Raw genomic sequence first — 11,606 nt, forward strand, 5'->3', positions numbered from 1 at the left:
CTGAGTTCAGAAGGCGGCGTTGCGGAGGAGGCCCGCGCCTTGGAGTGCCGGAGGGTCACGGCGGCGCAGACGCCCGCGCCGAACAGGATGAGGATCGCGGTCCCGATGACCTCGCCGAGGAAGACGTCCCCGTTGCTCATGGCGGCTCCTAGGCCGGGCCCGGGGCGTTCGACCCCGGTGCGCCGGCGTGCAGGTGCGGTTCCCGTGGCTGCTTCGGCCAAGGCAGGGAGGTCCCGCGCCCCGCCCGGCGTCCGTGACGAGCGTGTGCCGTCGTAGCCGAATCGCCCGATCGCCCATGGGGGAGCGCGTCCTGAAGGGGGGAGCCCCTGGGGCGCTGTGCCAGGTAAGCCGTGAATGTACGGCGATGTCGGCTGACACCGGGAAGTGTTCACCGGCGCTCAGGGGGCGTCAAGGAGGGGGACGGCAACGGTTGGCGGGAGCCGTGCGGACCGGAGGGCGCCGCCGGCGCTCACGCCCCGCGGAGAGCCACCCGAGCACCGGCACGGCTCACCCGGGCGCCTCCCGCCCCCGGCCCGGCTCCACCCCCACCACGCCTGGCCCGGTGCCGCCCACTACGCCTGGCCCGGTGCCGCCCACCCCGCCCACCCCGCCCGGCCCGGCGGCGCCCACCCCGCCCACCACGCCCGGCCCGGCGGCGCCCACCCCGCCCACCACGCCCGGCCCGGCGGCCGCCACCGGCGGCGCCCCCCTCCGCACCTCGTGCCCCGGCGCCCCCGCGTGCCCCAGGACCCAACTGGCCCCGAGCAGCGCCTTCGCGGCCTTCTTCAGCGGTGCCAGGCAGGCCGCCGCCCGGCGGTGGTCCGGCACACTGCCCGGCGGGCACACCACCGTGGCCAGCGACAGCGTCACCGGGCACCCGCCCGCCGACCACGGCGCGTCGAGCACCGCGGCGGCCAGCGGATCCAGGCCCTCCGGATCGGTCAGGACCAGGAAGTCGTCCCCGCCGATGTGCCCCACGCGCGTGCTGCCGGACGCCGCGGCCTGCAACGCCCGGCCCACCGAGCGGATCAGCTCGTCCCCGGCGGCGAACCCGGCGCCGTCGTTGACCTGTTTGAAGCGGTCGACGTCCAGCCAGCTCAGCGCGAAGGACCGCCCCTCCGCGATCCACCGGTCCGCCTCCACGGTGATCGCGTCCGAACCGGGCAGCCGCGTCAGCGGGTTGAGCCCCGCCGCCTCCTCCACCCGCGTCTCGGACAGCGCCCGTACCAGGTCCGCGAGCCGCACGACACCCACGCACCGCCCGTGGCGGTCGACGACCGCCACGTCGTCGGAGGTGCGGTCCCGGCCACCGACGGCGACGACGTCCAGTACCTCCCACGCCGTCGCGTCGATGCCCACCGTCCGCGGCGCGTCACCGAGTTTGGCCGCGGGCCGGTCGGCGTACAGGGCGTGCCCGTACCGCCCCGACATCGACAGCAGGAAACGCGAGCGGTGCACCGACCGCAGCGGCACGCCCGCCCGGTCCACCAGCAGCACCCCGGAGACGTCCGGCGACCCGGTCAGCAGCGCCCGCACCTGCCCGGCGGAGGCGGCCGCGGGCAGCAGCGCGGCCGGCCGGACGAACTCCCGCACCGACGGCCCCGACCGGGGCGCCGACACCGTTCCCGAGGCGCGCGGCGGCACGTACACGTCCGCCGCGGGCAGCCGGGCCGGCGGCGCGAACAGCTCACCCTGGGCGAGCTGCGCACCGGCCGACCGCGCCGCCGCACACTGCAGTTCGGTCTCCACGCCCTCGACCGACAGCAGCGCTCCCAGCTCGTCGCAGAGCGTCCGCATCGCCCGTACCGCCGCCGGCCGGCTCAGCAGGCACGCGTCGAGCTTCACCAGGTCCGGCGCGATGTCCGTGAGCAGCCGCAGCGGTACGTCCCCGTCCCCGACGCCGTCCGCGCTGATCCGGAAACCCTGCCCCCGCAGCGCCGCCAGCGCCTCCAGCAGCGCGCGCTGCGGCACGTGCGTGTACGGCGGGACGACGTCGACCGTCACCTCCCACGGGAGCCGCCCCGCCTGCCGCACGGCGTCGTGGAGCGGGGTGAGACCGCCGAGGTCGGCCAGGGTGCCGGCGAACACGTTCACCTGAAGGGGCAGCAGGGTCTCCCGGCGCGCGGCGGCCCGTACCGCCGACACGGCCAGCCGGCCGTCGAGTTCGGCGTCCCGCCGGGCCTCCGCCAGGATGTCGCCGGTCTCCGGGCGCGCGAGCACCTCCAGCCCCGCCACACCTCCGGTGACCAGATTGACCACCGGCTGAAAGGCGAAGCGGAGAGTATCCGTCCAGGAGTGCACGGGAGCATGATGGCGCCCCCGAAGTGCGCCCAGGCGCAGTTCACGAGACGTTCACGCAGGATTCCCGAACGATCACAGCGCGTGAGAAAGTGCAGCTCGAACGCCTGTCCGCGCGCCCGAGCGTCCGGCGAGCACCGCGGCGACCCGACCGCTTCCCCACCGGCGCGACGGACACCGGAGGCGGCACCCCGCCGACGGCAGGAGGCGCTCCCCGCCGTGACGACGGGACGTCCACCGACGTCCACCGACGTCCACCGACGTCCACCGACGTCCACCGACGTCCACCGGCGCGCCGCCGCCGCACCCGACCGCGGCCCTGTCTCCCACGCCCACCAGGGCGGGCACGGAACCGGCCGCACATCGCCCTCATATGATCGGATACAGTCCGCCGCGTGTCCGAAAACCCACACCCCACTTCCAACTCCCCGGCCGGCTCCCACTGTTCGAGCTGCGGGGCGCCCTACGGGGAGGGCGTCACCGGCTGGCCCCGCTCCTGCCCGGCCTGCGCCGCCGTGGCGTACCGCAACCCGCTGCCGGTCGCGATCGCGCTCCAGCCCGTCTACGACACCCAGGGCACGTCCCTGGTCGTCATCACCCGCACCATCCCCCCGGCGCGCGGGGGCATCGCCCTGCCCGGCGGATTCATCGACGACCGCGAGGACTGGCGGCAGGCCGTCGTCCGCGAACTCGGTGAGGAGACGGGCATCGACGCGGCGAGCCGAGACGTGCGCCTCGCCGACGCCATGAGCTCCCCCGACGGCCACCTCCTGCTCTTCGGCCTCCTGCCGGAACGCCCCGCGGACGGACTGCCCACGTCCGCCGCCACGGACGAGACGGAAGGCTGGCACCTCCTGCGCGGGCCGCAGGAGCTGGCCTTCCCGCTGCACACGCTCGCCGTACGGGCGTTCTTCGAGGGCCGCTACGTCTGAGGCGCCCCGCCGAGCCCGCGTACGCGCACCGGGTGGGGCGGCACGACCGCGCCGGCCTCACCCTCCCGCTCGACGACGACCTTCCCGCCCGCCCATCGGGCGACGTACCGCTCGACCTCGGCCTCCTCCCGGCCGTCACCGGCGTCCCGCACCACCAGACCGCCCCCCGTCCGCCCCCGGGCGGGCGCCCACACCTCCAGCTCCAGCCCGCCGTCCGCCCCACGCACCGGCAGGACGGCACCCGCGCGCGCGAGCACCGGAACACGTGCCGGCGGGGCGTCCACCAGCACCTGCCCCGGCCCCTCGTACGTCTTCCCCGTCGCCGTGTCGTACCAGAGACCCCGCGGCAACCGCACCGCCCGCCGGCCCGCCCCCGGCTCCAGCACCGGCGCCACCAGCAGACAGTCACCCAGCAGGAAGGCGTCCTCGCAGTCCCGCAGCGCCCGGTCCTCGGGCGCCGCCCACCACAGCGGACGCACATAGGGAGCGCCCGTACGCCGGGCGAGATGCGCCAACGTCACGAAGTACGGCAGCAGCCGCCGGCGTTCGAGCAGCGCCACGCGCGCGTGCTCCAGCACATCGGCGCCGTACTCCCACGGCTCCCCGCCCCGCGCGCGCGGACCGGCCTGCGTACGGAACAGCGGCAGATAAGCGCCCAGCTGCAACCACCGCAGGTACAGCTCCGCGGAAGGACCGCCGTCCCGACCCCCCACTCCCGCCCCCGAGTACGGCACCCCGCACAGCCCGAGGCCCAGCACCAGGGACAGGGACGCCCGCAGCCCCGGCCAGCCGGTGGCGACGTCGCCGGACCAGGTGCCGCCGTAGCGCTGAAGACCGGCCCAGCCGGAGCGCGACAGGACGAACGGCCGCTCCTCGGGGCGCGGCCCGCGCATGCCCTCGTAGCCGGCCCGCGCCATGCACAGCCCGTAGACGTTGTGCGCCTCGCGGTGGTCGCCGCCGCGCCCCTCCAGCGAGTGCCGGGCCGACCGGGGGAGCGTCGGCTCCCCGAAGGCGGTGAACGACGTCGGCTCGTCCATGCCGTGCCGGAACCCCGCGAAACCCTGCTCGATCCGCTCCGCGCAGAGGTCCCCCCACCATCTGCGCACGCGCGCGTCCGTGAAGTCCGGGTACACCGACTCGCCCGGGCCCACCACCCCGTGGACGACCCGTCCGGAGGCGTCCCGCACGAACGCGCCCTCGGCGATCCCGCTGTCGTACACGGCGTCGCCCGGCGTGGCCGGTACCGCCGCGTCGACGACCGACACCAGACGGATCCCGTCCCGCCGCAGTTCCTCGGCGAGCACCGGAAGCTTGGGAAAGCGCTCCGGGTCCACGGTGAACGCCCGGTGGCCGTCGAGGTGGCCGATGTCCAGATGGACCGCGTCCAGCGGCAGACCGTGCTCGTGGTAGCCCGCGACGACCTGCCGCAGCTCCTGCTCGCCCCCGGAACCCCACCGCGCGTGATGGTGGCCCAGTGCCCACGCGGGTGGCAGCGCCGGCGCCCCGGTGAGCGAGGCCCAGACGAACAGCACGCGCGCGGGCGTGCCGACCACGACCCAGCAGCGCAGGGGCCCGCCGTCCATCCGCAGCTGTGACGTCCCGGCCCGGTCGTGCCCGGAGCCGGCCCCCTCCTCGCCCTCCCGCAGGGTCACCGTGCCGTCCCAGGAGGTGTCGTGGAACACCAGGTGCGTGCCCGCGTCGGCCACCACCAGCTGCACCGGCATCGTCAGGTGCAGCGGGTCGTCCCGGCGGCCCACCGGGTGCCCGGGGTCGGTGTTCCACAGCCGGTACGCACCGTCCCGCAGCCGCGGCCCGGACACCCGCCCGCCGAGCCCGAAGAAACGCGCGTCGGCCGCCACCTCCGAGCGCTGCATCCAGCGGCCCGGACCGCCGTCCTGCGGCTCCCACCAGCGCGGCGGCAGATCACGCCGCAGCGTGACCCCTCCCGGCGTCCGCACCTCGACCGCGCCGTGCCGTGAGATCACGACCGTCACCCGCTCGGCGACGACCCGCCAGCCGCCGTCCTTGTCCGGCTCCAGCACCGCCCGGGGATCCGCCTCGGGACACCGCCCCGCCAGCGCGTACGACGGCTCCGGACCGGCCCCGTCCCAGCCCCAGAACACGGCCCCGTTCATGGCCACGCGGACGCGCAGCTCCGAGCGGCCGAACCGGAGCGTCCCGCCGCCGGGCCCCGGCTCCACCTCCCGCACCTGCCCGGGCACCCGGGCCCGCTCGGCCCCGCGGGCCGGCAGCCCCGCGACGTCGGCGCGCCGCCTGCGCCAGGCGGCCCGCACGGTGCGCAACCCCTGGGCAGCCCCCGCGGAACCGACCGTCTTCATCGAACGCACCAGGTCACGACCGTCCATAGTGCTCACCCTGCCATCTGCCGGGCCACGCGCGCGTGTCGTTCAACTTCCGTTCACCCGTGCCCGGACCACATCTTCACCACGTGAAGTGTGTGGCGCCCGCCCTGGTGCGGATATCGACCTCATGGCATCGTCCGTGTCAGCCGCGTCACGCGCACACCCCAGCACGTGCGCGGTGACGCACACGACGCGCACAGTCCGGGAGCCGCCCCATGTCGACCCTGAACCCCGAGCCGCTCTGGCGGCCCGATCCGCAGCGCATCGCCGAGGCCCAGGTGACCAGGTTCCAGACCTGGGCGGCCGAACGCCACGGAGCCCCGTCGGAAGGCGGCTATCCGGCCCTGCACCGCTGGTCCGTCGACGAACTGGAGACGTTCTGGGAAGCGGTCACGGAGTGGTTCGACGTCCGCTTCTCCACGCCCTACGCGCGCGTGCTGGCCGACCGCTCCATGCCCGGCGCCCGGTGGTTCCCCGGAGCGACCCTCAACTACGCCGAGCACGCCCTGCGCGCGAGCGCCACCCGAGCGGACGAACCGGCCCTCCTCCACGTCGACGAGACCCATGAACCCCGCCCGGTGACCTGGTCCGAGCTGCGCCGCCAGGTCGGCTCGCTCGCCGCCGAGCTCCGCGGCCTCGGCGTCCGCCCCGGAGACCGCGTCAGCGGCTACCTCCCGAACATCCCGCAGGCCGTCGTCGCCCTCCTCGCCACGGCGGCCGTGGGCGGCGTCTGGACCTCCTGCGCCCCCGACTTCGGCGCCCGCAGCGTCCTCGACCGCTTCCAGCAGGTCGAACCCGTCGTCCTGTTCACCGTGGACGGCTACCGCTACGGCGGCAAGGAGCACGACCGCCGCGACACCGTGGCCGAACTGCGCCGCGAACTGCCCACCCTGCGCGCGGTGGTCCACATCCCCCTCCTGGGCACCGAGGCACCCGAAGGAACCCTGCGATGGTCGGCCCTGACGGCCGCGGACGAGGACCCCGTCTTCGAACAGGTCCCCTTCGACCACCCCTTGTGGGTGCTCTACTCCTCGGGCACGACCGGCCTGCCCAAGGCCATCGTCCAGTCCCAGGGCGGCATCCTGGTCGAACACCTCAAACAGCTGGGCCTGCACTGCGACCTCGGCCCCGGCGACCGCTTCTTCTGGTACACCTCCACCGGCTGGATGATGTGGAACTTCCTCGTCTCCGGTCTCCTCACCGGCACCACGGTCGTCCTCTACGACGGCAGCCCCGGCCACCCCGACACCGCGGCCCAGTGGCGCGTCGCCGAACGCACGGGCGCCACCCTCTACGGCACCTCGGCGGCGTACGTCATGGCCTGCCGCAAGGCCGGCGTCCACCCCGCCCGCGACTTCGACCTGTCCGGCGTGCGGTGCGTCGCGACCACGGGCTCCCCGCTCCCGCCCGACGGCTTCCGCTGGCTGCACGACGAGGTCCGCGACGACCTGTGGATCGCCTCCGTCAGCGGCGGCACCGACGTCTGCTCCTGTTTCGCCGGAGCCGTCCCGACGCTCCCGGTGTACACCGGCGAACTCCAGGCGGCCGGGCTCGGCACCGACCTGCAGTCCTGGGACCCGGACGGCCGCCCCGTCGTCGACGAGGTCGGTGAACTGGTCGTCACCAACCCCATGCCGTCCATGCCGGTCCACTTCTGGAACGACCCCGACGGCCGCCGCTACCACGACAGCTACTTCGACACCTATCCCGGCGTCTGGCGCCACGGCGACTGGATCACCGTCACCTCGCGCGGCTCCGTCGTCATCCACGGCCGCTCCGACTCCACGCTCAACCGCCAGGGCGTCCGCATGGGCTCCGCCGACATCTACGAAGCCGTCGAACGGCTCCCCGAGATCAAGGAGTCCCTGGTCATCGGCGTCGAGCAGCCCGACGGCGGCTACTGGATGCCCCTCTTCGTCCACCTGGCGCCGGGAGCCGTCCTCGACGACGCGCTGCTGAACCGCATCAAAGGGACCATCCGCGAGCAGCTCTCCCCCCGCCACGTCCCCGACGAGATCATCGAGGTGCCCGGAGTCCCGCACACCCTCACCGGAAAACGCATCGAGGTCCCGGTCAAGCGCCTTCTCCAGGGCACCCCCCTGGAGAAGGCGGTCAACGCCGGCTCGATCGACAACCTCGACCTGCTGCACTTCTACGAGGACCTGGCACGCAAGCGGGCCTGACCCCGCCCCGCGACCGTTCACCCGCCGTAGGCGCTCGGACCCGACAGCCCCGGCCGCCGCGTCCGAGCGCCTGCCCCACACGGCGGCCACACCCCCTCCGACCTGGGCGATCACCAAGCGCCCGGCCGGACGCACAGACGATCCAGGGCCCGTTGTCAGTGCCGTCGATTACTGTGAGTGAGCATTGATCGACCGTGCACACAGGGGGAAACCATGGCACACACCGACCACCGGACCATGCGACGCGTCCTGCGCCGCGAGATCGCCGGCACCATCGGCCTGCTCACCGACGAACACGACTTCCGTGCCATGCGGCGCTACCGCAGCTTCACCTTCGACGACCACACCACCTACCTCCGGCAGGTCGAGGACCTCCTCAGGATCCGCGCCCTCCAGGGCATCCACACCACGGTGGCACTCTTCGACCCGCAGGAGTACGCCGCGTTCTGCTCGGACAAGGGCATCGACCCCGACGTCCCGGCCCACCGCACCCGCTTCACCGCCGAACTGGCGACGACCGGCCCCACCCTCCCCTACGAGGGCCAGCCCCTCGCCGAACTCGTCCCCGCCCTCGTCGACGAAGCCGTCCGACAGGCGACCTGGGAGTACGCGGCCACCCTCCTGGCCCGCCTCGGCGCGTGCGCGAGCTGCGGCGAAGACCTCGGACGCGCCGCGTTCACCGACGCCTCCGACCTCGTCGTCCGCATCCTCGACACCGCGCCACCGGGCAACCGGCACCTCGTCTGCAGCGTCACGGGCACACCCGAGACCCTCGTCGCCGTCCTCCACGCCGACCGGGCGGCGGACGGCACCACCCCCCTCGACGAGGCCGAGGCCCTGGAGTTCACCACCGTCCTGGCCCTCGGACTCGCCACCCGGAGCCCCGGCGGCCTGGTCATGCGCACCAGCGCCCCGGGCACACCGGACCGGGTCTACGGATGGCGACTGCGCGGCGAAGGCCTCGAACCGCTGACCGCCGGCGAGGTCTTCGACGCCTACTGCACCGACGTCGAGTCCGGAGACCTCATCTCACCCGAGTCCGGCGTCGACTACTGCGAACCGCCCGACCTCGGCCGGCGGGACGAGGAAGGACCGATGCCGGGCCACCGCCACTGACCCACGGCGAGGGGCGCTCCCCCGATGGAGGAGCGCCCCTGCTCACCAGCCATGTGCCGAACCGGTCCGACTACTCGCCGGACAGCACGGCCCGCGCCGCGTTCCGCGCCTCCTCGGCACTGTCGGACGCACGCGCGGCCGCGGCGGCCCGCTCGCACTGAGCCAACGTGTACTTCGCGAGCGTCGCCCGCACATATGGAAGCGACGCAGCCCCCATGGACAGGGAGGTCACGCCCAGACCGGTCAGCACACACGCGAGCAGCGGGTCCGACGCGGCCTCGCCGCAGACACCACAGCTCTTGCCCTCGGCCCCGGCCGCCTCGGCTGCCAGCGCGACCAGGTCGAGCAGCGCGGGCTGCCAGGGATCCTGCAGACGCGACACCGCACCCACCTGACGGTCGGCGGCGAAGGTGTACTGCGCGAGGTCGTTCGTCCCCAGAGACAGGAACTCCACCTCCTGAAGGAGGGAACGGGCCCGCAGCGCGGCCGACGGAATCTCGACCATCGCACCGAACTTCGCCCGCAGCCCCGCCGCCCGGCACGCGTCGGCGAACGCCCTGGCGTCGGCACGGTCCGCCACCATCGGGGCCATCACCTCGAGGTGGACGGGCAGCCCTTCGGCGGCCCTGGCCAGTGCCGTCAGCTGGGTGCGCAGGATGCCGGGGTGGTCCAGCAGCGTCCGCAGACCCCGCACGCCCAGCGCCGGATTCGGCTCGTCGGCCGGGGTGAGGAAGTCGAGCGGTTTGTCCGCCCCCGCGTCCAGGACCCGCACGACGACCCGCCCCTCCGGGAACGCCTCGAGCACCTGCCGGTACGCCTCGAACTGCTTCTCCTCCGACGGCGCGTTCTTGCTGTCGTCGAGGAAGAGGAACTCGGTTCGGAACAGACCGACGCCCTCCGCGCCCGCCTCGACGGCGGCTGGCACGTCGGCCGGCCCGCCGACGTTCGCCAGCAGCGGCACCTTGTGACCGTCGGCGGTGACACCCGGCCCGGTCGAGGCGGCGAGCGCGGCCCTGCGCTCCGCGGCGGCGGACTCGAGCTGCGCCTTCTTCGCGTCGCTCGGGTTCACGAAGATCTCGCCGGTGCTGCCGTCGACAGCGATCAGCGTGCCCTCGGAGAGCTCACCCGCACCGGGCAGTGCCACGACCGCCGGCACGCCCAGGGCACGGGCCAGGATCGCGCTGTGGCTGGTCGGCCCGCCCTCCTCGGTGACGAAACCGAGTACCAGCGTCGGGTCCAGCAACGCGGTGTCGGCCGGCGCCAGGTCCCGGGCGACGAGCACGTACGGCTCGTCACTGTCCGGGACACCCGGCATCGGGACGCCCAGCAGACGGGCGACGATGCGATTCCGCACGTCGTCGAGGTCGGCCACCCGTCCGGCCAGGTACTCCCCGGCCGCCGCCAGCAGTTCCCGGTAGGCGGCGAAGGCGTCGTACACGGCACGTTCGGCCGTGCTGCCCACAGCGATCCGTCGGTCCACGTCCGCCATCAGCTCGGGGTCCTGAGCCATCATGGCCTGGGCCTCGAGCACCGCCTGTGCCTCGCCGCCGGCCAGGTTGCCGCGCGCGATCAGGTCCGCGGCCACGGCTTCGACGGCCTGGCGGGCCCGTCCCTGCTCGCGCTCCGCGTCCTCGGCCGGGATCTGCTTGGCGGGCGGTTCGAGGACCGCCGTTCCCATGTGCCGAACCTCGCCGATCGCCACCCCGTGGCTCACGCCGACGCCTCGCAGCGTTGTCTCCATCTCACCGTCTCCGATAGTGCGGCGGGTCCCGCCGCCGTGGTGGTTGTTCCTGCGTGCCGTCAGGACGACGGCTGCGGCGTCAGCGCCAGGAGAAGAGGACATCGCCCGTCTTGAGGTCGCCGTCCTCACGGAGCTCGCCCAGGGCGTCGGCGGTGGCCTCCAGCGCCACGACCGGGCACACGGCGGACTTGCCGGCCTCTTCCACCGCGGCCGGATTCCAGCGCACGATGCCCTGCCCGCGCGTCACGGTGTCGCCCTTGTTGACGAGCAGCTCGAATCCTTCGCCGTTGAGCTGCACGGTGTCGATGCCGAGGTGCGTGAGCACCCCATGCCCTTCGGCGTCCACCACGACGAAGGCGTGCGGATGGAGGGAGACGATGACCCCGTCCACGGGTGCGACGGCCTCGGAGGGCTCTCGCACGGGGTCGATCGCGGTGCCCGGGCCGACCATGGCCCCGGAGAAGACCGGATCGGGCACGGCGGCCAGTCCGATGGCGCGTCCTGCCAGCGGGGACGTCACGGTGGTCATGGGAAGCCTCCCAGGGGTGGAGATGTATGTGGGCCGTCACTCAAGGTCCCGGACCGTGCCCTGTGCAGCAGGGTATGTCACATGAAGTACGGGTTCCGCTCAAGTGATCACGATCCATGGTCTAGACCACCATCCTAATGGATTTGCAAGTGTTGCGCGCCCCCATGTAGAGTCGTACTCCTGCTTGAGGGTGAGCGACGCGATCAAGTGCGCTTAACCGAGCAGCATCCAATTTGTCAGATCCTCATCTCTGGATCGGCTTCTGCATGTCCGCAGGAGGGTGGTCAGAGAGCCGGAGAAACACTGATAGAGTTGGAAACGCCGAAGGGAAGCGCCCGGAGGAAAGCCGCGAGAGAGTCTCTCGGGTGAGTACAAAGGAAGCGTCCGTTCCTTGAGAACTCAACAGCGTGCCAAAAATCAACGCCAGATATGTTGATACCCCGT

General features: G+C 73.4%; 7 protein-coding genes and 1 pseudogene. 3 read left to right on the plus strand and 5 right to left on the minus strand.

The window, feature by feature from the left end; all coding sequences use genetic code 11:
* Positions 1 to 26 precede the first annotated feature (26 nt).
* Both ACFV9M_RS28605 and ACFV9M_RS28610 read right to left on the minus strand, forming a co-directional pair.
* Positions 27 to 140, minus strand: a pseudogene (locus tag ACFV9M_RS28605) (aquaporin family protein); the annotation flags it as partial.
* Between the two features lie 367 nt (positions 141 to 507).
* The gene (locus tag ACFV9M_RS28610; RefSeq protein ID WP_385067255.1) at positions 508 to 2,301 is read right to left on the minus strand and encodes an EAL domain-containing protein; all 1,794 of its coding nucleotides are present in this window, start codon (positions 2,299 to 2,301) and stop codon (positions 508 to 510) included.
* Positions 2,302 to 2,693: 392 nt separating this feature from the next.
* On the opposite strand from ACFV9M_RS28610, the gene ACFV9M_RS28615 reads away from it, so the two are divergent.
* Positions 2,694 to 3,230 (plus strand): NUDIX domain-containing protein, encoded by a 537-nt coding sequence (locus ACFV9M_RS28615; RefSeq protein ID WP_385067257.1) that lies wholly within the window; start codon positions 2,694 to 2,696, stop codon positions 3,228 to 3,230.
* Here the strand turns inward: ACFV9M_RS28615 and ACFV9M_RS28620 are convergent.
* On the minus strand, positions 3,221 to 5,596 hold the full coding sequence (locus ACFV9M_RS28620; RefSeq protein ID WP_385067260.1) for a glycoside hydrolase family 31 protein: 2,376 nt from the start codon (positions 5,594 to 5,596) through the stop codon (positions 3,221 to 3,223). The two genes, ACFV9M_RS28615 and ACFV9M_RS28620, sit on opposite strands and share 10 nt — an antisense overlap.
* 212 nt (positions 5,597 to 5,808) lie before the next feature.
* Here ACFV9M_RS28620 and ACFV9M_RS28625 point away from each other — a divergent pair, with 212 nt between their 5' ends.
* Positions 5,809 to 7,776 (plus strand): acetoacetate--CoA ligase, encoded by a 1,968-nt coding sequence (locus ACFV9M_RS28625; protein WP_385067263.1) that lies wholly within the window; start codon positions 5,809 to 5,811, stop codon positions 7,774 to 7,776.
* A gap of 213 nt (positions 7,777 to 7,989) precedes the next feature.
* Complete coding sequence (locus ACFV9M_RS28630; RefSeq protein ID WP_385067266.1) at positions 7,990 to 8,892, plus strand: hypothetical protein; 903 nt, start codon at positions 7,990 to 7,992, stop codon at positions 8,890 to 8,892.
* 70 nt (positions 8,893 to 8,962) lie between these two features.
* On the opposite strand, the gene ptsP is transcribed toward ACFV9M_RS28630, so the two are convergent.
* A complete protein-coding gene (gene ptsP / locus ACFV9M_RS28635) occupies positions 8,963 to 10,633 on the minus strand; it encodes a phosphoenolpyruvate--protein phosphotransferase (RefSeq protein WP_385067268.1) in 1,671 nt (556 codons plus the stop codon).
* Between the two features lie 79 nt (positions 10,634 to 10,712).
* Positions 10,713 to 11,162, minus strand: a complete 450-nt coding sequence (locus ACFV9M_RS28640) for a PTS glucose transporter subunit IIA (RefSeq protein ID WP_385067270.1) — start codon at positions 11,160 to 11,162, stop codon at positions 10,713 to 10,715.
* Positions 11,163 to 11,606: the final 444 nt, after the last annotated feature.

It is taken from the genome of Streptomyces sp. NPDC059895 (assembly GCF_042731035.1).
GTDB lineage: Bacteria > Actinomycetota > Actinomycetes > Streptomycetales > Streptomycetaceae > Streptomyces.